The organism is Streptomyces sp. SCSIO ZS0520 (genome assembly GCF_025643355.1).
Classification (GTDB): Bacteria; Actinomycetota; Actinomycetes; order Streptomycetales; family Streptomycetaceae; genus Streptomyces; species Streptomyces physcomitrii.
On the sequence record NZ_CP092644.1, the window covers coordinates 7715949 to 7741516 of the forward strand.

Here is a 25568-nt window from a genome sequence, read left to right on the forward strand (position 1 = left end):
GCACCACCAAGGCCCGGTGGAACATCCCGGAACGTACGCTTGCGGCCATGCCGCACCGCCCGATCCCGGGTGCCTCCGGGCGCCCCCGCCCGCTGACCCTGCTCGGTGACGAGATCCTGCGCCGCCCCTGCGCCGAGGCGGTCGACTTCGGGCCACGCCTGGAACGACTCGTCGAAGACCTCTTCGCGAGTATGTACGCGGCCGGCGGGGTCGGCCTCGCGGCGAACCAGATCGGCGAGAGTCTGCGCGTTTTCGTCTACGACTGCCCGGACGACGAGGAGGTGCGCCACCTCGGGCACCTGGTCAACCCGCGCCTGGTGGCGGCCGACGGGATCGAGCTGCGCGGACCGGAGGGCTGCCTGTCGCTGCCGGGCCTGGAGGCGGGCACCCCGCGCTTCGACCATGCCGTGGTGGAGGGCGTCACGGCGCGGGGCGAGCCGCTGCGGATCGAGGGCACCGGCTTCTTCGCCCGCTGCCTCCAGCACGAGTGCGACCACCTCGACGGGCTGCTCTACCCCGACCGGATCACCGGCTGGCGCCGCCGCAGGGTGCTGCGCGCGGCGGCCCGTACGGCATGGGGGAAGGCGGTGGCGGACCGGGCGTGAACCGGCCGCTCGCGGGCGGGGGACCGGCCGAAAGGGCCCGGTCAGAACCCCGGTCCGCCCTCGCGGTCGTCGGCCTCGGCCAGGCGGCCCCACAGGAGGTCGGTGAGCCCGCGGACCAGTTCGGCCCGTGAGCACGGCCGCTCGCCCAGCCACCAGTCGCCCGCCGCGTGCATCATGCCGACGATGCCGTGGCCCCAGACCCGGGCCAGCTGCGCCCCGCCGGGGCCGAGATCGATCCGGTCCTCGATGACCTCGGCCAGCTCCTCGCCGAGGCGGCGCAGCAGGGGCACCGAGTGCACGCCCACGTCGAAGCCGCCCTCGCTGCTCGGCGGCGACTCGGCCGGGTGCATCAAAAAGCGGTAGACCTGCGGCCGGGACTCGACGGCCAGGAGGTAGGTCTCCAGGGTCGACTCCACGCGCCGGCGGCGGTCGGCCGGGGCGTCCAGGGCATCGCGCAGGGCCCGCAGCAACGCGTCGGTGTGGCGCTTGGCGAGCGCCGCGTACAGGCCGCCCTTGTCACCGAAGTGGCGGTAGAGGATCGGCTTGGTGATCCCGGCCTCGGCGGCGATCGCGTTCATCGAGGCGCCGGGCCCCTCGCGCAGGACCACCCGGTCCGCGGCCTCGAGCAGTTGCCGGCGACGGCGCTCCGCGGGCGCCTCCGGTCCGGACTGCTGCCTGGTGTTCATGAGCTCTCCCCACCCGTGATGATCCGGTCACGCCCGGGCAACGTAACACCCGCGGAGAGGCAATGGTGTACACGGGAGTTGACACGATCTACCCGTCGGTAACATACTCGCGTTACCTCAAGTAACACGCATGTGGATCACACCCGCTGGAGGGGTCATGTCCGAGTTCACCATGGATCTCAGTGAAGAGCAGAAGGAAATCCGGGAGTGGCTCCACGGCTTCTCGGCCGACGTGATCCGTCCTGCCGCCGCCGAGTGGGACGAGCGCGAGGAGACCCCCTGGCCGGTGATCCAGGAGGCCGCCAAGCTCGGCATCTACTCGCTGGACTTCTACGCCCAGCAGTACTTCGCCCCGAACGGCCTCGGCATCCCGATGATCATGGAGGAGCTGTTCTGGGGCGACGCGGGCATCGCGCTGTCCATCGTGGGCACCGGCCTCGCCGCCGTGGGCGTCGTCGCCAACGGCACCGAGGAGCAGATCGGCACCTGGATCCCGCAGATGTACGGCGACGCCAGCGACGTGAAGGTCGCCGCCTTCTGCTCCTCCGAGCCCGACGCCGGCTCCGACGTCGGCTCGATGCGCACCCGCGCGGTCTACGACGAGGCCAAGGACGAGTGGGTCCTCAACGGCACCAAGACCTGGGCGACCAACGGCGGCATCGCCAACGTGCACGTCGTCGTCGCGAGCGTCGACCCGGAGCTCGGCACCAAGGGCCACGCCTCCTTCATCGTGCCGCCCCGGACCCCCGGGCTCTCCCAGGGGCAGAAGTTCCAGAAGCACGGCATCCGCGCCTCGCACACCGCCGAGGTGGTCCTGGAGGACGTGCGCGTGCCCGGTTCCTGCCTGCTCGGCGGCAAGGACAAGCTGGACGAGCGCCTCGCCCGCGCCCGCGAGAAGGCCAAGAAGGGCGGCGAGCGCGTGAAGAACGCCGCCATGGCGACCTTCGAGGCCTCCCGCCCGGCCGTCGGCGCGATGGCGGTCGGCACCGCCCGCGCCGCCTACGAGGTCGCGCTCGACTACGCCAAGACCCGTGAGCAGTTCGGCCGCCCGATCATCGACAACCAGGGCATCGCCTTCCAGCTCGCCGACATGCGCACCCAGATCGACGCCGCCCGGCTGCTCGTGTGGCGGGCCTCCTGGATGGCCGCCAGCGGCCAGGCCTTCACCGCCGCCGAGGGCTCCCAGTCCAAGCTCTTCGCCTCCGAGGTCTCCAAGAAGGTCACCGCCCAGGCGATCCAGATCCTCGGCGGCAACGGCTACACCCGCGAGTACCCGGTGGAGCGCATGCACCGCGACTCGGCGATCTACACGATCTTCGAGGGCACCAGCGAGATCCAGCGCCTGGTGATCGCCCGCACCCTGGCCGGTGTGCCGATCCGCTGACCCGGCCCGGATCCGACGACCGGCGTACGAGAAGCGCCTGCACCCTCCGGTGGAGCCGGAGGGTGCAGGCGCTTTCCCGTCCCTGGCGGGGAGAGCCCCGGCCGGACGGGGGAATCACGGCCGGGGCGGTATGAGGTGGACACGGGCGGCGGTCGCCTCCCGGCGCGGGGCTCCACGGGGCTTCAGCCGAACGATCGTCCCCGTGGGCGAGATGATGAGGCCCGGGGTCACAGTCCCGCCCGCATCCACACGGGGAAGAACGACGGGCCGGGGCCCGGTGTTCCCGGCGCCGTCCCCACGCGGGCGTGAGCCGCGTTACCCGCCCGCGCCTTACACGCCCTCCCAGACCGTGGTGGCATTGCAGAACTCGCGGATGCCGTGGCCGGCCAGCTCGCGGCCGTAGCCGGAGCGCTTGATCCCGCCGAAGGGGAAGGCCGGATGGGAGGCGGTCATGCCGTTGACGTAGATGCCCCCGGCCTCCAGGCTCCGCTCGAAGCGGGCCACCTCGGCCTCCTCCCGGGTCCAGACATTGGAGCTGAGCCCGAAGGAGGTGTCGTTGGCCACGGACACCGCCGCGCTGATGTCCGGCACCCGGTACAGGCAGGCGACCGGGCCGAAGGTCTCCTCGCGGTGGATGCGCATTTCGGGGGTGACCTCGGCCAGCACCGTCGGCGGGTAGTACCAGCCCGCCGCGAGCGCCTCCTCGGTGGGCCGCTCGCCCCCGCAGAGCACGACCGCGCCCTTGGCCTTGGCGTCCTCGACCAGTTCCTCCAGATCGGCGCGGCCCTGCTCACTGGCGAGCGGCCCGACGTCGGTGGCCTCCGCCATCGGATCGCCCACGGTGAGCGCCCGCATCCCCGCCGTGAAGTACACGGAGAAGGCCTCGTACGCCTCCTCGTGGACGATGAACCGCTTCGCCGCGATACAGGACTGGCCGTTGTTCTGGACCCGGGCGGTCACCGCCGTCCTCGCGGCCTGCTCCAGGTCCGCGGAGGGCATCACCACGAAGGGGTCGCTGCCGCCGAGCTCCAGGACCGTCTTCTTGATCTCGTCCCCGGCGATCGCGGCCACCGAGCGGCCCGCGCCCTCGCTGCCGGTGAGCGTCGCCGCGGCCACCCGGCTGTCGCGCAGGATGCCCTCGACCGCCCCGGAGCCGATCAGCAGGGTCTGGAAGCAGCCGGGCGGGTATCCCGCCTCCCGGAAGAGGTCCTCCAGGTAGAGCGCGGTCTGCGGGACGTTCGAGGCGTGCTTGAGCAGGGCCACGTTCCCGGCCATCAGCGCGGGCGCGGCGAAGCGGACCACCTGCCACAGCGGGAAGTTCCACGGCATGACGGCGAGCACCACACCGAGCGGCCGGTACACCACCCGGACCCGGGCGGCGCCGGAGTCCTCGACGTCCTCCGGCCGCGGCAGTTCGGCCGCGAGCAGCCGCTCGGCGTTCTCGGCGTACCAGCGCATCGTCTTCGCGCACTTCGCCGCCTCGGCCCGGGCCTGCGCCAGCGGTTTGCCCATCTCCGTGGTCATGGTGCGCGCGATGCTGTCCCCGTCCCGCTCCAGCAGCTCGGCGGCGCGGCGCAGCAGCTCGGCGCGCCGGGCGTAACCCGTGCTGCGGTAGTCCGCGAAGGCGGAGGAGGCGGTGGCGATCCGGCGCTCGATGTCCTTCTCGTCCAGGGGGTCGAACGTCTTGAGGGTGCGGCCGTCGGCCGGATTCACTGTCGCGATGGGCATGGCTGCGACCTCCTGAGGGCTCACTCCGACCCTGACCCGCCGCGTCCGGGGGCGCAACGCGGCACGGACGCGCCCCCTTGGCACGGCGTCCGCGCCGCCCTCTCCGGGCCCCTTGCCCACCAAGGCGCCCGGCTCTGCACCCAGGCGCCCAGCCGCACCTCAAAGCGCTCGGCTCCACACCAAGGCGCCCCGCTGCGCCCGAAGCGCTCGGCTACGCGCCCAGGCGCTCCGCGAGCCGTTCCAGGAACACCGACTGCGCCTTCACCACCAGCCCGGCCGCCTCCTCCAGCGGGAACCAGGCCACCCGGTCCAGCTCCGGAAAGCTCTGCTCCCGCCCGGAACCGCGCGGCCACTCCATGGTGAAGGTCCCGGGCACCACCGCGGCCGGATCCAGCGCGCCCTCCACCGCCCACACCGTGACCCGCTTGCCACCCGACTGGCGGACCTCACCCAGGTCGAGGGCCGGTCCCTCCGGCGCCGGCAGCCCCAGCTCCTCGGTGAACTCCCGCCGCGCCGCCGACCAGGCGGGCTCGGGATCCTCGTACTCGCCCTTGGGGACCGTCCACGCGCCCGCCTCCCGCCGCGCCCAGAACGGTCCGCCCATGTGCCCGAGCAGCACCTCGGTGCCGGGCACCCGGCGGAAGAGCAGCAGTCCCGCGCTGCGCCGCGCGCTCACCCCGGCCGCCCTCAGGCACCGGCCGCGAGCACCGTGTCCACGGTGTCCGCCTCGGCCGCCGGCTTGTCCTCGCGGTAGCGCACCACGCGCGCGAAGCGCAGCGTCACCCCGGCCGGATAGCGGCTGGAGCGCTGGAGGCCGTCGTAGGCGATCTCCACCACCAGCTCGGGCCGCACCCGCACCAGGTGCCCGTCGTCTGAGGTGGCCAGCTCCCCGAGCCGCTCGGTCTGCCAGTCGAGCAGCGCGTCCGTCAGCCCCTTGAAGGTCTTCCCGAGCATGGCGTACGTACCGTCCTCGCGCCGCGCGCCCAGATGCAGATTGGACAGCTTCCCGGTGCGCCGCCCGTGGCCCCACTCGGCGGCCAGGACCACCAGGTCGAGGGTGCGTACGGGCTTCACCTTCAGCCAGGAGGCGCCGCGGCGGCCCGCGCTGTACGCGGCGTCGAGGCCCTTGACCACCACGCCCTCGTGGCCCCGGGCCAGGGTCTGCGCGAGGAACTCCTCGGCGCGCTCCCGGTCGTCCGCCGCCCCCGGTGCGCCGAGCACCAGGCGGCGTACCCGCATCTCCTCGGGGACGAGCGAGGCGAGCCGGGTGTGCCGTTCGGTGAGCGGCAGCGGGAGCAGGTCGGTGCCGTCCAGGGAGAGGACGTCGAAGAAGACGGGGCTCAGCGGGAGGGCGGCCGCGGCGGAGGCGACATCGGAGCGGGAGCCCACCCGGCCCGCGATGTCCTGGAAGGAGCGCGGCCGCCGCTCCTCGTCCAGGGCGATGACCTCCCCGTCCAGGATGAACCGGTCCTTCGGCAACTCCAGTGCGGCGCGGGTCAGTTCGGGCACCCGGGCGGTGATCTCCTCCAGGGTCCTGGTGTAGACGCGCACCCCCTCGCCGTCCCGGTGCACCTGTACGCGGATGCCGTCGAGCTTCTCCTCGACGGCGCAGGGGCCGAGCTTGTCCAGCGCCTGGGCGACCGAGGCGGCGCTGCGGGCGAGCATCGGCTGCACCGGGCTGCCCAGCGTCAGGCGGAACTCCGCGAGCGCCTCCTCGCCCCGCGCCAGCACCGCCGCCGCGACCGGCTCCAGGGAACCGGCCAGCATCACGGCCCGGCGCACCCCGGCCGCGGGCACCCCCGCCGCCTGCGCCAGTCCCTCGGCGGCCACCGCGTCCAGAGCGCCCTGGCGGACCTCGCCGGTCAGCAGCCCGGTCAGGAAGCGCTGCTCCTCCTCGGTGGCGGCGCCCATCAACTCGCCCAGCAGGCGCCTGCGTTCGGCCTGCGAACCGGCGCCGGAGACCTCGCCGAGCGCGGTCAGGGCGGCGTCCACCGCCCCGACCGTCAGGCTCGGCGCCGAGGCCGCGGGCGGCGGGTCCTTGAGGCTGCTCCAGCCGACGCCGATCCGGCCCTGCGGCAGCCGCCCCGCCAGATAGGCGGCCACCAGAGGAGCTTCGGACGGGTCCGCGGCCCGGAACAGCTCGGCGAGCAGCGCGGTCTTTCGGGACCGCGCCGGAGTACCGGCGACCTCCCGGGAAACCTGGGCCAGCTGTGCGAGGAGCATGCAGCCATGGTGCAACGGAAGCCGGGCGCATGCCCCTGCGGCAGCGGCGCGCCACGCGGGGGCGGCGGCCGGGACCCCGCCCTCCGAACCACCCGGGTTCCCGGGGAAGCCCCGTCGACTTCGACAGGCAAACTTGCAAGTCCACCTGCGCAGTGCCTACGGTCGGGCACATGCCCCCCGCCGCCACCGAGCCCGCACCGGAGCAGCTCGCCGCCGAACTCACCGAGGTCATGCGGCTGTTGGTGCGACGGCTGCGCGGAGAGGCCCAGGACTCCGGGCTCACCCCCTCCCAGCGCTCCGTCATGGCACGGCTCGACGCCGAGGGGCCCGCGACCACCGCGGCGCTGGCCAGGGCCGAGTTCGTCCGGCCCCAGTCGATGCGGGGGACCCTCGCCGCCATGGAGGAGCAGGGCCTCGTCGGACGCCGGTCCGATCCGGACGACGCCCGGCAGTCCGTGCTCTTCCTCACCGAGGAAGGGCAGCGCGTCCTCGCCTCGGTCCGCGCCGCCAAGCACGAGTGGCTCACGGCCGCGCTCACCGAGGAACTCGGCCCCCGCGAGCGGCGCACGGTGGCCGAGGCGAGCCGCCTCCTCGCCCGCCTCGTCCGCCACTGAACGCCCCGCCCCGCGCGGGCACCCCCGCAACCGAAAGGCTGGACCCATGACCGCCACCCGCCTGGACCCCGTCACCGCGCTCGTCGTGATCGACCTGCAGAAGGGGATCACCGCGCTGCCGACGGCGCAGCCCGCCGAGCGGATCGTGGAGCGTTCCGCCGCCCTGGCCAAGGCCTTCCGCGCCAAGGGGCTCCCGGTCGTCCTGGTCAACGTGACCGGCGGGGCGCCCGGCCGCACCGAGCAGCAACTCGCCGGTGGCGAACGGCCCGCCGACTGGGCGGAGCTCGTGCCCGGGCTCGGCGCCGAGGACGGCGACCTGCGGATCAGCAAGCAGCAGTGGGGCGCCTTCCACGGCACCGCCCTCGACCTGGAACTGCGCAGGCGCGGGGTCACCCAGATCGTCCTCGCCGGGATCGCGACCAGCATCGGCGTCGAGTCCACCGCGCGCGCCGCACACGAGCACGGCTACCACGTGACGATCGCGACCGACGCCGTCACCGACATGGACGAGGCCTCGCACACGCACGCGCTGACCAAGATCTTCCCGCGCCTCGGCGAGACCGACACCACCGAGGCGCTGCTCGCCCTCCTCGGCTGAGCCCCGCGGCAGGACGTACGGGCGGTCCCGCCGCGGGCCTTTTCGAGGTCGCCGTCGCCCCGGTCACCAGTCCCCGTCCGAGACCGGCTTCCCCGGAGCGTCGCCGAGCGGCTTCACCTGGTGCGGCGAGGGCTGCTGCCAAGGGGTGTGGTCCTCGCCGAGCCACTCGCCGACCGGCTTCACCGAGGCGAGGCCGTCGGAGGGCGCGAGGTCGGTGCCGCTCTCGTCGTAGTAGTCGTACCAGGGCAGACCGGCCCGGGTGTACGCGGCGCGGTCGACCGGGGAGGGCGGCGGCTCCTCGCCGGTGATCAGCCGCCACTGCGGCGGGGTCACCAGGTGGACGAAGACCCGGCCCGCGGCGCTGGACTCCCAGTCGGTGGGCGGCCGTTCGTCCTCGTACACCTCCTGGCGCATGGTGCCGCCCGCGCCCATGCCCATGGCGGCGCCCGCCGCGGCCATCGGCGCCGCGCCGCCCGGTGCCGGCGGCGGGGCGGCACCCCACCCGCCGAACTCGACGGCGCCGCGGGCCAGTTCGGCCCGGCGGGCGGCTTCCTCGGCCCGCCAGGCGTCCAGCACCGGCGGGCGGAGGGTGAAGCTCTGGAGCTGCAGTCCGCCCCAGGTCTCCTCGCCGGTCAGCTGCCCCTCGACGGTGGCGCCCATGCCGAGCGGCACCGCGACGAACTGACGCACCGTGCCCTTCCCGGAGTTGATGCCGTCCAGCCAGGGCTGGCGGGGCAGCGTGAGGTAGTTCTGCGGCGACCGGTCGAGCGTGTCCGACCAGGGCCTGCCGGAGACCGCGCACACCTTGCCGACGCCGACCTGGAGGGCGGCCGGTTCGCCCGAGTCCACGCCGAAGCTCAGCCACATCGCCTCGCGCAGATACACCGGCAGCATCACCCCGCCGCGCCGCAGCCACTCCGGCGGCGCCGACTGCGGATAGTCCGCGACCGCGCGCACCGGGAACTCGCCGAGCCCCGGCGGCAGCGGATGCGTCCCGGTCTCCGGCAGCCGCAGCGTCCGCATGAAGCGCACCCGCACCTTCCCCGGCAGCACCACTGTGTTCTGGTCGATCCGCGCCGATTCCGCCACCGGTTGTGTCCCTCCGTACGACTGGTCCTCGCCCCTTTCCACGAGCGGCGGCCCCGATCGGTTCCCGGTGCGGCGATCCCGCGCCCACCAGGTGCCCGCACCGGCTCTGACCACGGGTAACATCCCTACCGCCGAAGCCGACGAGCAGGAGGACGACGCGTGCCCGCGACAGCCGATGTGCCGGCCCGACTGCCCGAGATCCTCGCCGCCGCGGCCGAGAACAGCGGCGGCGCCCTGTGGCGGCTGGCCGCCGAGCCGCGGCAGCTGGACGCCAACCTGGTACGGATCGCCCCGCACGGCGGCGTCGGCGCCCACCGCGAGCAGGTCCTCGACGTGCTGCTCTACGTCGCCGAGGGCGAGGGCACCCTGCTCAGCGGCGGCCGGGAGCAGCCGCTCGCCCCGGGCACCGTGGTCTGGCTGCCCCGCGGCTGTGAGCGCGCGCTCTCGGCCGGGGCCACGGGCCTGGTGTACCTCACCGCGCACCCCCGGCGGCCCGGGCTCAGCATCGGGGGAGCGGGGACCGGCCCGGCCGGGGTGGCCCAAGGGGGCGAAGCGGCCTGCCAGTTGCACCGGGTCTGCGCCGACTGCGGCAGGCTCGCCGGGGAGTCGGACGCCCGCTACTGCGCCCGCTGCGGCGCCGCGCTCCCGCACGACTGAACGGGTGCCGCGGCGGGCAGGGAGCCCCGCACGGGACACGCGGCACGGGCGCGGTACGGCACGGAAGACGGCCGGGGGACGAGAATCCGGGCGGGGACGAGGGCCTGGACGGGTACCGGGCCCCGCGCCGGCGCCCGGAGCCGCGCCCGCCCCGCGCCCACATACACCCATACGCGTTACACACGCACCGCTAGAGCGAAGGATGAGGCCCCATGGCGCAGCAGGTGAAGGCAGTTGTCGCGCACGCGGTCGGCGAGCCGGTCCGGATCGAGACGATCACCGTGCCCGACCCCGGACCCGGCGAAGCCGTGGTGAAAGTGCAGGCCTGCGGCGTCTGCCATACCGATCTGCACTACCGGGAGGGCGGCATCAACGACGAGTTCCCCTTCCTGCTCGGCCATGAGGCGGCCGGGATCGTCGAGTCGGTCGGCGAGGGGGTGACCGACGTGGCGCCGGGGGACTTCGTCATCCTCAACTGGCGTGCGGTGTGCGGCCAGTGCCGTGCCTGTCGGCGCGGACGGCCCTGGTACTGCTTCGACACCCACAACGCGAAGCAGAAGATGACCCTCGCCGACGGCACCGAACTCACCCCCGCCCTCGGCATCGGTGCCTTCGCGGAGAAGACCCTGGTCGCCGCCGGGCAGTGCACCAAGGTCGACCCCTCGGCCTCCCCGGCCGCGGCCGGGCTCCTCGGCTGTGGCGTCATGGCGGGCATCGGCGCCGCGATCAACACCGGCAACGTCGGCCGGGGCGACTCGGTCGCCGTCATCGGCTGCGGCGGTGTCGGCGACGCCGCGATCGCCGGGGCCCGGCTCGCCGGGGCCGAGAAGATCATCGCCGTCGACATCGACGACGAGAAGCTGCGCACGGCCACCCGGATCGGCGCCACGCACAGCGTCAACTCCCGCAAGGAGGACGCCGTGGAGAGGATCCGCGAGCTGACCGGCGGCTTCGGCGCGGATGTCGTCATCGAGGCGGTCGGCCGCCCCGAGACCTACGAACAGGCCTTCTACGCCCGGGACTTGGCGGGCACCGTGGTCCTGGTCGGGGTGCCGACCCCGGAGATGAAGCTCGAACTCCCGCTGCTCGACGTCTTCGGCCGCGGCGGCTCCCTCAAGTCCTCCTGGTACGGGGACTGCCTGCCCTCCCGCGACTTCCCGATGCTGATCGACCTGTACCGGCAGGGACGGCTCGACCTGGACGCCTTCGTCACCGAGACCATCGCCCTGGACGAGGTGGAGCAGGCGTTCACGCGCATGCACGAGGGCCGTGTGCTGCGTTCGGTGGTGCAGTTCTGATGGCCGCGCGGATCGAGCACCTCATCACCTCGGGCACCTTCTCCCTCGACGGCGGCACCTGGGACGTGGACAACAACGTCTGGATCGTGGGCGACGACGAGGAGGTCGTGGTCCTCGACGCCCCGCACGACGCCGCGGTCATCGCCGAGGCGGTCGGCTCCCGCACCCTCAAGGCCATCGTGTGCACCCACGCCCACGACGACCACGTACGGGTGGCACCCGCGCTCGCCGAGCGCACCGGCGCCCCGATCCTGCTCCACCCCGCGGACCGGGAGCTGTGGGACCGGACGCACCCGGGGCGCGCACCCGACGGCGAGCTGGCGGACGGGCAGGAGATCACGGTGGCCGGGACCGTCCTGCGGGTCATCGAGACCCCCGGGCACTGCCGCGGCGCCGTGAGCCTCTACGCGCCGGACCTCGGCACCGTCTTCACCGGGGACACCCTCTTCGCGGGCGGCCCCGGCGCCACCGGACGCTCCTTCAGCGACTTCCCGACCATCGTCGAGTCGATCCGCACCCGGCTGCTGACACTGCCGCCGGAGACCGAGGTCCGCACCGGCCACGGGGAGAGCACCACCATCGGGGCCGAGGCCCCGCACCTGGAGGAGTGGATCGCCCGCGGCCACTGACCGCGCCCGGCCCGGCCGGAGACCGCGGTACGCACGGAAGGGTCGGGGGCGGTGCTCCAGCCGCCCCCGACCTCAGCGCACCCGCGCCGCCCGGCGGCTGCCGTGCCGCAGCCGCACCGCCGAGTCCAACTCCTCGGCACCGGTGGCCCGGCGCAGGTTCTCCAGCGGCCCGGCGGCCAACTCCCCGAGCAGCGGCCCCGGTTGACCCTGGGCGCTCAGATGCAGCGTCACCCGCACCCGCAGCCGTCCCTTGCGTCCGCCGCCGATCCGTACGCTCCCGGCCGCCACCCCGGGGTGGCGCTCCAACTCCTCCGCCACCGCCGAGGCGAGCGCGCGGGTGCGCAACCGCAGCCAGGGCCGGGGCAGATGGAGGACGCGCCTGCGGCCGGTGGCGGCCTGCGCGAAGAACCACCACAGCAGGAGCAGCACCAGCAGCGCCAGAGCGCCGATCACGGCGGTGTCCCACCAGCCGCGTGCCTGCAGATCCGCCCAGCGCTCCCTCTCGAGCAGCCGCGACCGCGGGGAGGGGCCGCGCCACCAGCCGGGCAGCCGCTCCTCGGCGAAGCCGCTGACCGCGAACCAGGCGCCGGTGCCCGCGAGGGCCAGGCCGAGAACACCGAGCAGGACCCGGTTCACCGCGGTGCGCATCATCGACCGCCCTCCTCTTCCCGCTCCGGGCCGCCCGGGTCGTCCCGCTCAACGTCCTTGTGCAGAAGGAGGGTCGGCTGCACGACCGCGGGGTCCGCCGCCGAACCGGTGCCTTCCCGCCCTTCTTCGCGGGTCCCGCCACCGGCCGCGTCCGGAGTCGGCTCGTACGGCAACTCCGGCCGCTCGGGAACGAGTTCGGGTACGGGCGGGGCGGAGCCGGGGGCCCGCCAGTTCTCGTCCGCGACCAGCCGCAGCCGCCACTTCACCGGCCGGGCGAAGCCGCACCCCGCCACGGCCTCGGCGAGGGCCCGCCGCACGTCCTCGCCCACCTGCTCCAACTCCCCGAAGCCGACGCGGACATGCACCCGCGCCCGCCTGCGGCCCAGCCGTACCCGGGCCGAGCCGACGCCGTTCTGGGCGAGCACCGCGTCCCGCAGCACGAGCGCGGCGGCCGGGCGGTCGAGGGTGGCCGCGAGCCGTGCGGCGGGGGAGTCGAGCGGCAGCCGTCCGCGCAGTCCGGGAGTGAGCGCCAGGAAGACCATCAGGAGCCCGAGCAGAGCGGTGCCCGCCCCGGCCCAGGAGACCCAGGTGTCGGCGACCCGGGCGTCCGCGAGCCGGTCGAAGGCGTGCGCCCGCCACTCGGCCGCGCGGCGTCCGGCGCGTACCGCCACCACATCGGCGAGTACTGCCCCCGCCGCGCCCGCGAGCAGCAGGGCCACCAGCGCGGACGGGATCCGCCGCGGGGACCAGGGCCGCCGGGTGCGGTGCCGGCTGGTGTCCGACGCCTCCGCCGCCCGCGGCGGCGCCTCACCGAGCCGTCCCAGTTCGCCGGGGGTGGCAAGCCGGGCCACCGTCACCCGGGTGCTCGGCACCCTGAGGCCGGTCAACTCCTCCGTACGGCCGGTGACATGACGCCTGATCAGCTCCCCGGACTCCGGCAGGTCCGAGGGGTAGGGGAGGCGGACCTCCAGGGCCAGATGGGCGGTGCGCCCGCGCCGGGACAGGCTGACCTTGCGGGCGGTCTTCGCCGCGGTGACGGCCTCCGATGCAGCCCGCTCGGCGACCTTGCGCACCACCCGGTCGGCGACCTCGGTCGCCCCCCGCTCGGCGGCGGGTTCCATCAGCGCCTCCGCCCCTGCCCGGAGAGGAACTCCCGCAGGTCCACGCCGTCGTCGAGCAGCCGCCCGACCACGAAGCCGACCGCCCCCAGGGCGGCCACCAGCAAGAACGCGCCGAAGCCCCCGAACCACCCGGCGAACGCGAGCGCCATGCCCACCGCCATGCCAAGCACCGCTCTGCTCATCCCTCTTCCTCTCCCCTTCGACTCACTCGCCTCGACCCACCGCCGGGCTTGGGCCGCCCGGCCGCGCACGCACCGCGCGCCGGGCCGAGCGGCCCGGCGCGGCGGCGACTCGGCTGCCCGCTACTCCACCCGCGACTCGACGGGGGAGCCCTCCGCGTCGTCGCCCGGCAGGTGGACGTCGTTCACGGCGACGTTGACCTCGACGACCTCCAGTCCGGTGATGCGCTCCACGGCGTCGATGACGTTCTCGCGGACATCGCGGGCGACATCGGTGATGGGCACCCCGTACTCGACGACCAGGTCGATGTCGATCGCGGTCTGCCGCTCGCCGACCTCGACCTTCACCCCGCGGCCGACATTGGGCCGCCCGCCCGGCACCCGGTCGCGCACCGCGCCGAGCGTGCGGGAGAGGCTGCCGCCCATGTCGTGCACACCGGGGATCTCGCGGGCCGCCATGCCCGCGACCTTGACGACGACGACATCGGCGATGGAGGTCTTGCCGCGGTTCGCGGCGGGTTCGGCGACCCCGCTCGTCCCGCTCGCGACGGTCGTGGAGTTGTCGCCTGCGGCGCGCCGCTGCGGCTTCGAGGCATCGCTCGCGACGGTGGAGACTTCCTGGGTGGTGGTCATGCGGGTCTCTCCTTGGAATCCCTCGGCACGTGTGGCCGTGTCTGATCGTTGGACACGGCACGGCAGCCGGATGTCACGCGCGTTCGAGGATTTTTTTCCGACAGTCCGGAGATTTTCCCGCCGTAGGTGGCAGGAGAAGAAATCCGGCCCTCCCGCGTGACGTTTCGCGCCGGGCCGTGTCCAACGGTTACGCCCACCAGAGTCGAAGAGGAGCGGTCGATTGCCCGGCGACGGGAACCACACCTCCGGACCCACCCCGTCCGGACCTGCCGCCGGGCCCGGCGACGAACTGCTCGCCGCGCGCGCACGGGAGGGCGACGAGGGCGCCTTCGAGACCCTCGTGCACCGCCACGGCCCCGCCCTGCTCAAACTCGCCGCCCGGATCCTCGGCGACACCGCCGAGGCGGAGGACGCCGTCCAGGAGGCCTTCGTCAGCGCCTGGCGCCGGCTCCCCGAGTACCGGGGGGAGGCCGCCTTCCGTACCTGGATGTACCGCATCGTCACCAACCGCTGCCTGAACCAGCTGCGTTCGCGCCGCCCCGCGGCCGACCTCGACGCGGTGCCCGAGCCCGCGGCGCCCGAGCACGAGGCCTCGCCCGCGAGAGCCGCGGAGTCCACGGCGGCCATGAAGGCGCTCGGCACCGCCCTCGCCGAGCTGTCCCCCGAACAGCGGGCCTGCTGGGTCCTGCGGGAACTGCACAATCAGTCCTACGAGGAGATCGCGGAGGCGGTCGGAATCACCCACCAGGCGGTCCGCGGCCGGATCTTCCGTGCACGCCGCCATCTGACGGAGGCGATGGGAGCATGGCGTTGAACGCGAACCCGGTGCCGCCGGACGACGACCTGCCCGACACGGAAGTCCTCGACTGCGGACGGAGCCTGGAGTCGGTCTGGGCCGTCCACGACGCCGAGGGCCCACCCGACCCCCACCTGCGCCAGTGCCCGCACTGCGCCGCTGCCCTGCGCGAACTGCACGCCCTGGACGACCTGGTCCGCCAGGCCCGCTCCGCCGACGACGACACCGCGGCGGCCGACCCCGCCCGGCTGACCGCCCGCGTGATGGACATCGTCCGCCTCGAACTGCGCCCCGGCCGCAGCCTCCCGCTCGGCGAGGCGGACGAGGACCTGTGGATCGTGGAGGCCGCGGCCGCCAAGTCCTTCCGGGCGGCGGCCGACGCGGTCCCGGGCGTGCGCGCGGGCAGCTGCCAGGTGCTCCCGCTGACACCGGGAGCCGGTCGGGTACGCGGACCGGTGACCGTACGCCTGGAGGTCGCCGCCGCGCTGAGCTGGAACCTCCAGGACGTCGCCGAGGCCGTCCGCACCGCCGTGACCTCGGCCGCAGCGCAAGCCCTCGGCCTCGACGTACGGGCCGTGGACGTCGCCGTGATCGACATCCTGGACGACGAGGACGCACCGGACGGGGGAGACCGCGGATGACCACCCAGGACAGCAGCAGCCGCAGGCAGGTGGAGGAGGCGGTCGCCGCGGCGGTGGCCGGGGTCCCGGGCGTCGCCTATCTGCGCCCCGGGCTCACCGGCTTGCTGCGCGCCCGCACCGCCCGCCTGGTGCACGGCACCGCCGGGCCGGAACCGGTCTCCGGAGTCCGCGTCCGGCTCGGCGCCGACCGCCGCACCTGGCAGGTCGAGGTGAAGCTGACCACGCTGACCGGGCACCGGGCCGTCGACGTCACCCGGGCGGTGCGCACCGCCGCGACGGCCGCGGCCGGTGCACTGCTCGGGGTGCCCGAGGCCCGGGTCGCGGTGAGCGTGACGGTCACCGGGGTGCTCTGAGCGCTCCCCGGTGCATGACCCTCATCACACGCCCTCCCGCCGCTCGGGGGCCGAACCGGGCTCCAGCGGCGGGCAGTTGACGGCGAGGTAGGAGCGGCACATCGGCCGCGGGGCGCGCCGCAGCCGCGGGCGCATCGACTTCGGCCGGACGAAGAGGGCCGCCGCGGCGGAGGCGGCGAGGAAGAGCCCCGCGGTGAGCAGCGCGGCCCGCCGGAAGGAGGCGTCCACCGCCGAGGCCGAGGTGTAGGCGTCCCCCGAGAGCCCCACCACCAGGGGCAGCGCGGCCACGATGAGCAACTGCGCCACCCGGGCCGCGGTGTTGTTCACGCCACTGGCGAGACCGGCGCGTGCCGAGTCCACCGAGGCGAGCACGGTGGCCGTCAGCGGCGCCACGAACAGGCTCATCCCGAGGCCGAGGACCACCACCGCGGGCAGCACCTCCGTCGGGTACGAGGCGCCCGGGCCGACCCGCAGCATCAGGAGCGCCCCCGCCGCCCCGACCAGCGGACCGGCGATCAGCGGCGGCGCCGGGCCGATCCGCTTGGCGAGGGCGCCGGTGCGCGAGGAGAGCAGCAGCATCAGCGCGGTGATCGGCAAGGTGGCGATCCCGGCCTGGAGGGCGTCGTAGCCGAGGGTGGTCTGCAACTGCACCGGCAGGAGGAAGAGCATGCCGCCGATGGCCGCGTACAGGCACAGGGTCATGCCGTTGGTCGCGCTGAACAGCCGGGAGCGGAAGAGGGAGAGCGGGAGCATGGGATCCGCCCGCCGCCGCTCCACGGTCAGGAAGGCGAGCCCGGCGGCGAGCGCGAGCAGCGCGGAGAGACCCACCTGGAGCGCGGAGTCGTGGGCGGAGGCACCGATCAGGGCGTAGCTGACCCCGCCGAGGAAGAGCGCCGCGAGGACCGCGCCCCGGACGTCGAAGGGCCGCTGCCGGGCGCCCTCGTCCCGGCTCTCCGGCACGAACTTGACGGCGAGCGCGAGCACCACGGCGGCCAGCGGCAGATTGATGAGGAAGATCCACCGCCAGCCGGGCCCGTCGATCAGCCAGCCGCCTAGGAAGGGCCCGAGCGCCCCGGCCACCCCGGTGAGGCCCGACCAGGCACCGACCGCGCGGGCCTGGTCGTCAGGGTGGAAGGAGGCCCGCACCAGGGCGAGCGAGCCCGGCGTCAAAAGGGCGCCGCCGATGCCCTGCAGCGCGCGGGCGCCGATGAGGATGCCCTCGTCCGGGGCGAGTCCGCACAGCGCCGAGGCGAGCGCGAACCAGCCCGCCCCGAGCAGCAGCGCCCGGCGTCTGCCGATCCGGTCGCCGATCGCCCCGCCCCACAGCAGCAGGGCCGAGAGCGTCAGCATGTACGCGTTGACCACCCACTGGAGGGTGGACAGCGAGGCGTCCAGATCACGCCCTATCCGCGGCAGGGCGACGTTGACGACCGTGCCGTCGAGCATGGCCATCCCGGAGGCGAGGACCACGCAGACCAGCACCCCGCGCCCGCGGGCGGAGGACAGCCGCAGCGTCCCGGCAGCATCTTCGGTACCGCTCATGCCACCAGCTTGTCGGCCCGCGGAGCCCGCCGCCTCCGGAAACGCGGAAACGGCGCGGCCCCGCGAGGCCGGGCGTGGAGCCGGTCGCGGGGCCGCCGTGTGCGTGGTGCCGTCAGCCGCCGTTGACGGCGTCCGAGAGTGCCTTGTCCGCCGCGGCCGCCGACGACTTCCACAGCGTGGTCACCGGCTCCCAGACCACCACACCGTCCGGCGCGCCGAGCGAGGCGGCCGGGAAGCTGCGGCCCTGGTGCGAGGGGTCACCGGCGACGGTCACCGAGTCGACGACCCGGGCATCGGGGTTGTCGAGCTTGCTGGTCGTCCGCACCGAGGCGTACGCGGTGGCGCCCGCCTTCACCCGGTACGCGGCGCTCTCCGACGGCGGCACCGGCTGCGCCGCGCCGTCCAGGTCGCCGAAGGTCACCGTCGGGATCTGGTCGACCACGCAGGCACGGGTGGCCCGGTTGGTGACGCTGATGTGCAGGACGTCCGGCAGCTCCGTACCGGTGGCCCGCACGGTCAGCTGGTTCTCCCGGCAGGTGGTGTCGCCGGAGGCGGCCGGGCCGCCTGCCCACGCCGCGGGCGCGGTCGCGGCGAGCGCGGCGACCGCCGCCGAGGCGGCGAGGATGGAACGAGCGCGCATGTGTTTCCCCTGTTCGAAAAGCGTGGTCAGGGCTCGTGTGCCCGGTCGGCGCGCGGCTCGCGCGCTGCACCGGAGGAAGAAGCTGGGTCCCCGTACGAGCCGGATACCACTAGTGACGGCCGAGCAGCCGCCGAGGTTGCACGGCCGGGGAGGGTTCCCCCGATCGGCCGCGTGTTCCGCCGCGTGTGGACGCCTCGGCACGCGGCGGGGCCCTTCCGGCGTGGACTGCCGATGAGTCAGCATGGCCGGAACCGGGCGCAGTTCACCGCCCGGCCGGGGGTCCGGGGACGGCCGCGGGGCCCCAACTCGGCGCTGACGACCGGTTGTTCCGCCCGGCAGAGGGGCGGCAGCCGCCCGGCAGCGGGTGTGCGGTGGCTACGGCAGCGGGAAGCCGAGGGCCTCGGCGGCGCGCTCCGGGGTCGGCTGGTTCCACCGTTCGGCCATGGCGGCGGCGCTGGAGAGCGAGCGCGGTTCGGCTACATCGAGGTACAGCCGGCCCGCGAGGTGATCCGTCTCGTGCTGGACGATCCGGGCGGCCCAGCCGGAGAACACCTCGTCCACGGCCGCGCCCGCCGCGTCGAGCGCGCGCAGGCGCACCCGCGCGTGCCGGGCCACCACCGCTCCCCAGCCCGGCACGCTGAGGCAGCCCTCGAAGAAGGCCGCCCGGCGGTCACCCACCGGTTCGTAGACCGGGTTCAGGAGCACCCGGAAGGGCAGCGGCTCCCGCTCGCGCGCACGGCGGATCTCCTCGGGGACCTCGGCCGTGTCCTCCAGCACCGCCAGCCGGAGCGCGATCCCGACCTGCGGCGCGGCGAGGCCGACGCCGGGCGCCGCGTGCATGGTCTCCCGCATGGCCTCGATCAGCCGCTCCAACCGGCGCGCACCGAGCTGCCCCTCGTACGCTGCGGCCGGGCGCCGCAGCACGGGATCGCCCGCGGCGACGATCGGCAGCGGCAGCGGACCGTCGAGCAGGGCATCGACCTGGGGGACCAGCGCGTCTGAGGACATGCCCCCAGGATGCCAAGTCCGCGCGGCGGGCGGGGTCCCGGGCCGTCGCGCGGGCAGCCTCAGTGCACGCAGAACTCATTGCCCTCGGGGTCCGTCATGATCACCCACTCCCCGGCGGGCTCCCGGACATGCCGCTGGACACGGGCGCCCAGGGAGCTGAGGCGCTCCACCTCCGCCTCCCGCTCCCCGGCCGGGCCGTGCAGGTCGATATGGAGTCGGTTCTTGCCCGTCTTCCGCTCCTCGGGGGGCACCCGGTTGAAGAGCAGCCGCCGCCCGAGACCCGCCCCGCTCTCGGGGTCGTAGGGGTCCTCGGGATGGCGCACCCCGGCGGCGTCGCGCCAGGCCTTGCGGCCGTCGTGGTCGAGCAGGATCTCGGGAGGGATGGCGCCGAGGCCGAGCAGCTTGCCGATGAGCACGCTGTGGTCCTCGACCTCGTAGTGCAGCGCGGCCGCCCAGAAGGCGGCCTGCGCATGCGGGTCGTGGGTGTCGACGACGAGCTTCCAGTGCACGGGAGTTGCGGTCATGGTCACCACTTATAGAGCCCGGCACTGACATCGCCGCCGAGCCACCCTTTTCGGCCACCCGGCAGGAGTAGGCGGACCGGCGCGTCAGGGGGCCCGGCGCTCAGATGTCCTCGCGGGCACGGGAGTTCGCCTCCAAGGGGGGACGGCCGGGGTCACCGGTGCCGCGGTCCTGGCCGTCCGCTGCCGGTTGGCGGTGGCCTTCCTGGAGGGAATCCGGCTCATGGGAGATATAACCGGCGAGGGCCAGATTCGCGCCGGTCTGGAAACGGCTGGTGGCATTCGCCTGTTCCATGATCTGGGCGATATGGCGGCGGCAGGTGCGGACACTCATGCCGAGTTTCCGCGCGACATTCTCGTCCTTGTGGCCCTGGGCGAGGAGTTTGATGATGGCGTGCTTGAGATTGTGCGTGATGTGCGGGGTGGCCTGGGTCGTGGGGGTGTAGGGGGTGGCGTTGTTCCACAGGTGGTCATAGGTCTTGCAGAGAAAGGCGACCAGTGTGGGTTCCCGGATCAGGGCCGCGCCCGGCCGCCGGTGGGTGATGTTCTGCTCGGGCAGGAACACCGTTTCGCGGTCGTAGATGATGATCCGGTCGATGAGTTGGTCGGTGGTGCGGACCTGGGCGCCCTGATCGGTGATCGTACGGATGTAGTTGACCGTGGTGAGATCGGTGCGCGCGGTGTGCTGGTAAAGGTGCTTGATGGTGAGCCCGCGCTGAAGATTGTGGAGCGTCCGCGGGCGGGCGTTCTCCAGAATGTCCGCGGGCCGCGGGCCGCCGGGCTGGGCGGTGAGGATTTCCTTGGTGGCGTTCAGCCCGTGGTCGTTGAGTGTTTTCTGCAGCGTGGCGATATCTGTGATGATGTCGAACGCCTCGGTGTGATTCCGGTGCTGCCTGCTCTCGTAATAGAGCGGCTGGAGCGTCTGCATCCGGTTGCGGGTGTGCGTGACCGCCTTCTGCAACTGCTGGATGTGGTGCTCGGTGGTGGCGAGGAGTTCGGCGGTGGCCGCGTCCGGGCTGAGCGGGATCAGCGTGCGCGGCTGGCCCGGGACCGGTTTCAGGAGGTGGAGCTGGGTGAGCGTGTGCGTGATGTCCTCGGTCTGCTCGGCGGTCAGCCCGAGGACCTCCTTGATGTGGTCGGCCTGGTAGCGGCCGTTGAGCACGGCGTGCCGGTAGGCGCTCGCGGTGAGGTCGTCGAGGTGGTCGAGCGTGGGGGTGTGCAGCGTGTGCTGCAGGGCGTCCGCCGTCTCGCGGTCGGTGTGCGCCTGCGGGCGGCCGGAGGAGGGCGGGCCGCTCCACTCGTGCGGGGAGCGCGCCTGGGGGACCGGTGCGCCGGGGCCGGCCGCCGGGTGGTCCTGATCGGCGGGGTGGGGCACGGGCTGGGAGCGGGGGGCTGGTTGGGCGTCGTCCATGTGCCGGCTGGGGTTCGTGTCCTCGGCGCCTTCTGTGTGGGGGGTGGGCGTCCCGGGGGCGGCTGGGGTGCCGCCCGCGGAGCGGTGGCCGACCGGGCTCGCGGTCGCGTCAGGGGAGAGGCCGGTGGTGAGGGCATGGGCGGGCTTGTCCGTTTGCTCCGTGGGGGCACGGGTGGTGCTATTCGGGTCGGTTTCGGACATCCCTGGTTCTCTCCCCCGGCTGAAAGTGCATCGTGCCTGACAACTTTACGTCACCGGCATTGGGTTGGCGGGTTTCGGTAAGGAGCATGCTCGTGCGGTCACTGACTGTTTCTCCGCCTCCGCTGCGTAAATGCCCGGCCTCCGCAAGGTGTGGGTAAGGCCACTGTGGGCACGGCAAGTTGGCCGGGTCTTTGTCCCGCCTTCCCGAAGCCCCGGTGGAACTGTAAATTCCGTTTAGCGGAAAGTGATTGCGCCGGTACGGAGGCGGGTCCGGGTCCGCTTCCGGGGCATGTGCCGGGGAGTACGGGACCGCCGTCCCGCAAGCCCCCGCGCGGGGCCGGGCCCTGATTACCCGTGAGTTTTGTTGCCGGGTTTCCCGTACTTTCGCAAAACCGGACCGCTTTCCTCTTTTCCCTTTGCGGTGACGGTTTGTCCACCCGCCCGCCGGGCCGCCGAGGGGAGGCCGCCGCCGGTCCCCGGTCCGGTGGCAGGCGGAGCGGGTCCGCCGGTGCGCGGGTGCGGAGGGCCGGTCGCGGTGGGCCTCGGGGTGTGCCTGGGCCGGGGGCATGTGGGGGAACTGCCCGCGCGGCCGGTACGGAGAAACCAAAAGTGCCGTAAACGGTTTTTGTCAGGGTTGTTTCACCAAGGCGCGCGGCGAGCCACCGGCGCCCCGTACGCGGGCGGATCCTCCTCCTCGCGTACGGGCCCGGCTGCTCAGGTCTGCCGCGCCGGTGGCGGTGCGGTCGGCAGTACCAGGGCCTCCGGCGGCTGCCCGGCCGGGCACAGCAGTACGGGGTGTTCCGGCAGCGTAGCGGCGGGGGGCTCGCGCAGGGTGCCGATGAGCGTGGCGGCGCCCTCGGGGGTGTGGCGGTCGAGGGTGGCTTCGAGGGCCGGGTCGGGGGCGGCGACCACGAGATGGGTGGGCTCGCTGGCCGTGGTCCAGGGCTCGAGTCCCAGGGCGCTCATGGCGAGTTGGGTGTCGGGGGCGAGGGGCAGCAGGTCCGGGTCGACGGCGGGGGAGAGACCGGTCTCCTCGGCCAGGGCGGTCAGCGTCGCGGCCAGACCGCCGGTGCTCACCGGGCGGATGCCGCGCAGAGCCTCCGGATGGCCCCGGTGGAGGCGGGTGAACAGGCCGGTGAGCGGCCGCAGCCGGGCGTGGATCAGCTGCTCGTAGCCGAGTTGGTGGCGGGTGGCCAGGAGGTGGGTGCCGTGGTTGCCGAGGGGGCCGGTGAGCCAGAGCCGGTCGCCCGGCCTGGCCGGTGCGGTGGTGGCGGCGGCCGGCAGCAGGCCCGTACCGGTGGCCGTCAGGTAGAGCTGGTCGGCCTCGCCGGTGCGGACGACGCCGAGGTCGAAGCCGCCGAGCGGTACCTCCGCCTCGGCCAGGCTCTCGCGTACCGAGGTGCTCAGGGCGCGCAGGCGCTCCAGGGGCAGGCCCGCCTCGACCACCGCGGTGAGGCTGAGGGCGAGGGGGCGGGCGCCTTGGGCGGCAAGGGCGTTGACGGTGGCGCAGACCGCCAGGCGGCCGATGTCGCCGTCCGGCCAGAAGGGCGGCTCCGGGGTGAAGGTGCCGGTCGTCCAGGTCAGGCGGCCTCCGGCGGGCACCGGCGGCGGTTCGGGTGTGCTCACGTCGGCGAGGGCGGCACGGAAGAGCGCGGTCAGCGAACGCTCGCCCCGGGCCTGCGCGAGCGTGACCTGACCGGCGGGCCAGGGGAGCGGTCCGCCCGTCCCCTGACCCGCTGTGTCCGTGTCCCGGAAGCGCGTGAGCTCCGCGGGGTGGCTCATCGGCTCAGCCGGTACCGACGCGGAAGCGGTTGATGGCGTCCAGGTGCTTGGCGCGCAGTTCGTGGTCGCGGACGCCGAGTCCTTCTTCGGGGGCGAGGGCGAGGACACCGACCTTGCCCTGGTGGAGGTTCTTGTGGACGTCGTAGGCGGCCTGGCCGGTCTCCTCGAGGGAGTAGACCTTGGAGAGGGTGGGGTGGATCTTGCCCTTGGCGATGAGGCGGTTGGCCTCCCAGGCTTCGCGGTAGTTGGCGAAGTGGGAGCCGATGATGCTCTTGAGGCTCATCCACAGGTAGCGGTTGTCGTATTCGTGGGTGTAGCCGCTGGTGGAGGCGCAGGTGACGATGGTGCCGCCCTTGCGGGTGACGAAGACGGAGGCGCCGAAGGTTTCGCGGCCGGGGTGTTCGAAGACGATGTCGACGTCCTCGCCGCCGGTGAGTTCGCGGATGCGCTTGCCGAAGCGCTTCCATTCGCGGGGGTCCTGGGTGGTGTCGTCCTTCCAGAACTTGTAGCCCTCGGCCTTGCGGTCGATGATGGCCTCGGCGCCCATCTTGCGGCAGATCTCGGCCTTGTCCTCGCTGGAGACGACGCAGATGGGGTTGGCGCCGCCGGCCAGGGCGAACTGGGTGGCGTAGGAGCCCAGGCCGCCGCTGGCGCCCCAGATGAGGACGTTGTCGCCCTGCTTCATGCCGGCGCCGTTGCGGGAGACGAGCTGGCGGTAGGCGGTGGAGTTGACCAGGCCGGGTGCGGCGGCCTCCTCCCAGCTGAGGTGGTCGGGCTTGGGCATCAGCTGGTTGGACTTGACCAGCGCGATCTCGGCCAGCCCGCCGAAGTTCGTCTCGAAGCCCCAGATCCGCTGCTCGGGGTCGAGCATGGTGTCGTTGTGCCCGTCGGAGGACTCCAGCTCCACGGACAGGCAGTGCGCGACGACCTCGTCGCCCGCGTGCCAGGTGTTGACGCCGGGGCCGGTGCGCAGCACGACGCCCGCGAGGTCGGAGCCGATGACGTGGTAGGGCAGGTCGTGGCGCTTGGCCAGTTCGGAGAGGCGGCCGTACCGCTCCAGGAACCCGAAGGTGGGCAGGGGCTCGAAGATCGAGGTCCACACCGAGTTGTAGTTGACGGAGGAGGCCATCACGGCCACCAGGGCCTCGCCGGGGCCGAGTTCGGGAAGCGGGACCTCTTCCACGTTCAGCGATTTGCGGGGGTCCTTCTCATGGCTGGCCAGCCCCTCGAACATCTCCGTCTGGTCCTTGTGCACGGTCACCGCGCGGTAGGACTCGGGCAGCGGCAGAGCCGCGAAGTCAGCGGGCTTGGTGTCCGGCGATTGGATCGCGGCCAGGATGTCCTTCACGGTGATGCCTCCGGCAATACGGGCGTGACGTGTCCCCCAGTCATGCAGAGCGGGCCGGATTGCGGACCCCCCTGCCCATCGAGCCAGGGGGGCCGGAAGGGTACTTAGGGGGAGGCGCCCCTCAACCGGCCCCTGTACGCAAGCGGGTCCCGGCTCTCCGCGCGGAGAACCGGGACCCGGGGTGCCGCGAAGTGGCCGCGGGGAGCGGTCAGTTCAGCAGCCGGGCGCGCAACCGCGCCTGGGCCGCGGGGTCGAGGCCGAGCCCCTTGGCCAGGTACACCGGGAAGCTGCCGTAGCCGCGGGTGATCTCGGCGAGTGCGGTGTCCAGGTAGGCGGTGCGGACCTCCTGGAGCGGGATGATCAGGTCCGGGTTCTGCATGGCCCCGGACTCCTTGAGGTAGTCACGGGCCTTCTTGTCGGTCTCGGCGCGCAGCGTGTTGGAGTAGAGGTAGTCCTTCTCCGCGGTGGCCTTCGACGCCCCGAGCGCGCGCAGCAGTACGTAGGTCATCCACCCGGTGCGGTCCTTGCCCGAGGTGCAGTGGAAGAGGACGGGCCCGCTGTCCCCCCGGGCGAGGTCGCGCAGGGTCGCCCCGAAGGCCGCCCGGCTGTCCGGGTCGGTGACGAAGGTGCGGTAGATGTCGTGCATGGCGGCCTCGGCCTTGCCGTCACCGAGCAGCTCCTGCTGCTTCTGCGGATCGCGCGAGGCGATGGCGTCCATCAGCAGCTTGTACGAGCCGTTGTCGCTGACCGGGCGGGCGGTGCCGGTGACGCCCGGCGGCAGGCGGTCGGGCTTGTCGTACTCGATCTCGAAGGGTGTCCGGAAGTCGACGACCGAGCGCAGCCCGAGCCCGGCGAGCTGTTCCACGCCCTCGTCGGTGAGCTTGCCCAGGGAGTCCGAGCGGAAGAGGAGGCCCTCGCGGATGTGGCGGCCGGACACCGTGCCGAGGCCGCCCAGATCACGGGTGTTGACGGTGCCCGCGAGCGGGATGTGGCCCCCGCGCACACCCCGCAGCCCGGGGGTTTCGGCCGCCGTCGCCGCGGAGCCCGCGGAGGCGGCGGCGGGTTCCGCGGCGGTGGCGGGTGAACTCAGCGCGAGCAGGCACAGGCTCGCCGCGGCAGCCGGAGCGGCCGGAAGAAGTCGTGGTAGACGCATGCGCCCCACTGTGGCAGGGGAGGCCCGCGGCGCGACGGCAACCCGAGCCCCTAGGACCCCTATTCGGCCAGGCGCAACCC

27 protein-coding genes are annotated in these 25568 nt (G+C 73.5%); 10 read left to right on the top strand and 17 right to left on the bottom strand.

The window, feature by feature from the left end; genetic code table 11:
* Positions 1-47 precede the first annotated feature (47 nt).
* The gene (gene def / locus MID12_RS31650) at positions 48-605 is read left to right on the top strand and encodes a peptide deformylase (protein ID WP_263172621.1); all 558 of its coding nucleotides are present in this window, start codon (positions 48-50) and stop codon (positions 603-605) included.
* Positions 606-646: 41 nt separating this feature from the next.
* Here the strand turns inward: def and MID12_RS31655 are convergent, their stop codons facing one another.
* Positions 647-1291 (bottom strand): TetR family transcriptional regulator, encoded by a 645-nt coding sequence (locus tag MID12_RS31655; protein WP_040255709.1) that lies wholly within the window; start codon positions 1289-1291, stop codon positions 647-649.
* Positions 1292-1448: 157 nt separating this feature from the next.
* Here MID12_RS31655 and MID12_RS31660 point away from each other — a divergent pair, with 157 nt between their 5' ends.
* Positions 1449-2675, top strand: coding sequence for an acyl-CoA dehydrogenase family protein (locus MID12_RS31660; protein ID WP_040255711.1), 1227 nt, complete (start codon positions 1449-1451; stop codon positions 2673-2675).
* Positions 2676-3005: 330 nt separating this feature from the next.
* Here MID12_RS31660 and MID12_RS31665 read toward each other — a convergent pair whose 3' ends face one another.
* The 3 genes from MID12_RS31665 to MID12_RS31675 all read right to left on the bottom strand — a co-directional run bounded on the left by MID12_RS31665 (position 3006) and on the right by MID12_RS31675 (position 6626).
* Positions 3006-4403: an NADP-dependent succinic semialdehyde dehydrogenase gene (locus tag MID12_RS31665; RefSeq protein WP_040255713.1), complete on the bottom strand. Its 1398-nt coding sequence runs from the start codon at positions 4401-4403 to the stop codon at positions 3006-3008.
* Between the two features lie 211 nt (positions 4404-4614).
* Positions 4615-5079 carry an NUDIX domain-containing protein gene (locus MID12_RS31670; protein ID WP_263172625.1) on the bottom strand — a complete coding sequence of 155 codons (465 nt, stop codon included), beginning with the start codon at positions 5077-5079 and terminating at the stop codon, positions 4615-4617.
* Positions 5080-5090: 11 nt separating this feature from the next.
* The gene (locus MID12_RS31675) at positions 5091-6626 is read right to left on the bottom strand and encodes an ATP-dependent DNA ligase (protein WP_263172627.1); all 1536 of its coding nucleotides are present in this window, start codon (positions 6624-6626) and stop codon (positions 5091-5093) included.
* Positions 6627-6796: 170 nt separating this feature from the next.
* On the opposite strand from MID12_RS31675, the gene MID12_RS31680 reads away from it, so the two are divergent.
* Both MID12_RS31680 and MID12_RS31685 read left to right on the top strand, forming a co-directional pair.
* Positions 6797-7240, top strand: coding sequence for a MarR family winged helix-turn-helix transcriptional regulator (locus MID12_RS31680; protein ID WP_263172628.1), 444 nt, complete (start codon positions 6797-6799; stop codon positions 7238-7240).
* Between the two features lie 46 nt (positions 7241-7286).
* Positions 7287-7838: an isochorismatase family protein gene (locus MID12_RS31685; RefSeq protein ID WP_040255721.1), complete on the top strand. Its 552-nt coding sequence runs from the start codon at positions 7287-7289 to the stop codon at positions 7836-7838.
* A gap of 63 nt (positions 7839-7901) precedes the next feature.
* Here the strand turns inward: MID12_RS31685 and MID12_RS31690 are convergent, their stop codons facing one another.
* Positions 7902-8927: a hypothetical protein gene (locus tag MID12_RS31690; RefSeq protein ID WP_040255723.1), complete on the bottom strand. Its 1026-nt coding sequence runs from the start codon at positions 8925-8927 to the stop codon at positions 7902-7904.
* 159 nt (positions 8928-9086) lie between these two features.
* On the opposite strand from MID12_RS31690, the gene MID12_RS31695 reads away from it, so the two are divergent.
* The 3 genes from MID12_RS31695 to MID12_RS31705 all read left to right on the top strand — a co-directional run bounded on the left by MID12_RS31695 (position 9087) and on the right by MID12_RS31705 (position 11511).
* Entirely contained in the window at positions 9087-9584 is a 498-nt protein-coding gene (locus MID12_RS31695; RefSeq protein WP_263172632.1) for a cupin domain-containing protein, read from the top strand.
* Between the two features lie 212 nt (positions 9585-9796).
* A complete protein-coding gene (locus MID12_RS31700) occupies positions 9797-10882 on the top strand; it encodes an S-(hydroxymethyl)mycothiol dehydrogenase (protein ID WP_263172634.1) in 1086 nt (361 codons plus the stop codon).
* Positions 10882-11511 carry an MBL fold metallo-hydrolase gene (locus MID12_RS31705; protein ID WP_040255729.1) on the top strand — a complete coding sequence of 210 codons (630 nt, stop codon included), beginning with the start codon at positions 10882-10884 and terminating at the stop codon, positions 11509-11511. The genes MID12_RS31700 and MID12_RS31705 overlap by 1 nt, the downstream gene beginning before the upstream one ends.
* A gap of 72 nt (positions 11512-11583) precedes the next feature.
* Here MID12_RS31705 and MID12_RS31710 read toward each other — a convergent pair whose 3' ends face one another.
* The 4 genes from MID12_RS31710 to MID12_RS31725 all read right to left on the bottom strand — a co-directional run bounded on the left by MID12_RS31710 (position 11584) and on the right by MID12_RS31725 (position 14092).
* Positions 11584-12162, bottom strand: a complete 579-nt coding sequence (locus MID12_RS31710) for an alkaline shock response membrane anchor protein AmaP (protein ID WP_263172637.1) — start codon at positions 12160-12162, stop codon at positions 11584-11586.
* On the bottom strand, positions 12159-13280 hold the full coding sequence (locus MID12_RS31715) for a DUF6286 domain-containing Asp23/Gls24 family envelope stress response protein (RefSeq protein ID WP_263172639.1): 1122 nt from the start codon (positions 13278-13280) through the stop codon (positions 12159-12161). The genes MID12_RS31710 and MID12_RS31715 overlap by 4 nt, the downstream gene beginning before the upstream one ends.
* On the bottom strand, positions 13280-13462 hold the full coding sequence (locus MID12_RS31720; RefSeq protein WP_040255734.1) for a hypothetical protein: 183 nt from the start codon (positions 13460-13462) through the stop codon (positions 13280-13282). Before MID12_RS31720 ends, MID12_RS31715 begins: the two co-directional genes overlap by 1 nt.
* 120 nt (positions 13463-13582) lie before the next feature.
* Positions 13583-14092 carry an Asp23/Gls24 family envelope stress response protein gene (locus MID12_RS31725; RefSeq protein WP_040255736.1) on the bottom strand — a complete coding sequence of 170 codons (510 nt, stop codon included), beginning with the start codon at positions 14090-14092 and terminating at the stop codon, positions 13583-13585.
* Between the two features lie 220 nt (positions 14093-14312).
* Between MID12_RS31725 and MID12_RS31730 the strand changes: the two genes are divergently transcribed.
* From MID12_RS31730 to MID12_RS31740, 3 genes are read left to right on the top strand one after another with little or no spacing between them, the layout of a single operon-like run.
* Complete coding sequence (locus MID12_RS31730; RefSeq protein ID WP_052482921.1) at positions 14313-14906, top strand: RNA polymerase sigma factor; 594 nt, start codon at positions 14313-14315, stop codon at positions 14904-14906.
* On the top strand, positions 14897-15529 hold the full coding sequence (locus MID12_RS31735; protein ID WP_052482923.1) for an Asp23/Gls24 family envelope stress response protein: 633 nt from the start codon (positions 14897-14899) through the stop codon (positions 15527-15529). The genes MID12_RS31730 and MID12_RS31735 overlap by 10 nt, the downstream gene beginning before the upstream one ends.
* Positions 15526-15882, top strand: a complete 357-nt coding sequence (locus MID12_RS31740) for an Asp23/Gls24 family envelope stress response protein (protein WP_263172647.1) — start codon at positions 15526-15528, stop codon at positions 15880-15882. Before MID12_RS31735 ends, MID12_RS31740 begins: the two co-directional genes overlap by 4 nt.
* Before the next feature lie 24 nt (positions 15883-15906).
* Here MID12_RS31740 and MID12_RS31745 read toward each other — a convergent pair whose 3' ends face one another.
* From MID12_RS31745 to MID12_RS31780, 8 genes are all read right to left on the bottom strand, one after another.
* Positions 15907-17424, bottom strand: coding sequence for an MFS transporter (locus MID12_RS31745; RefSeq protein ID WP_263172649.1), 1518 nt, complete (start codon positions 17422-17424; stop codon positions 15907-15909).
* A gap of 112 nt (positions 17425-17536) precedes the next feature.
* Positions 17537-18064: a DUF4232 domain-containing protein gene (locus tag MID12_RS31750; RefSeq protein WP_263172651.1), complete on the bottom strand. Its 528-nt coding sequence runs from the start codon at positions 18062-18064 to the stop codon at positions 17537-17539.
* 375 nt (positions 18065-18439) lie between these two features.
* Positions 18440-19072 (bottom strand): peptide deformylase, encoded by a 633-nt coding sequence (locus MID12_RS31755; protein WP_263172652.1) that lies wholly within the window; start codon positions 19070-19072, stop codon positions 18440-18442.
* A gap of 59 nt (positions 19073-19131) precedes the next feature.
* A complete protein-coding gene (locus tag MID12_RS31760; protein WP_263172655.1) occupies positions 19132-19596 on the bottom strand; it encodes a VOC family protein in 465 nt (154 codons plus the stop codon).
* A 100-nt stretch (positions 19597-19696) separates the two neighbouring features.
* Complete coding sequence (locus MID12_RS31765; RefSeq protein WP_263172657.1) at positions 19697-21205, bottom strand: hypothetical protein; 1509 nt, start codon at positions 21203-21205, stop codon at positions 19697-19699.
* A gap of 714 nt (positions 21206-21919) precedes the next feature.
* Entirely contained in the window at positions 21920-22987 is a 1068-nt protein-coding gene (locus MID12_RS31770) for an AIR synthase-related protein (protein WP_052482928.1), read from the bottom strand.
* 4 nt (positions 22988-22991) lie between these two features.
* Positions 22992-24335, bottom strand: coding sequence for a crotonyl-CoA carboxylase/reductase (gene ccrA, locus MID12_RS31775; protein WP_263172661.1), 1344 nt, complete (start codon positions 24333-24335; stop codon positions 22992-22994).
* Positions 24336-24543: 208 nt separating this feature from the next.
* Positions 24544-25488 carry a tyrosine-protein phosphatase gene (locus MID12_RS31780; protein WP_263172663.1) on the bottom strand — a complete coding sequence of 315 codons (945 nt, stop codon included), beginning with the start codon at positions 25486-25488 and terminating at the stop codon, positions 24544-24546.
* Positions 25489-25568: the final 80 nt, after the last annotated feature.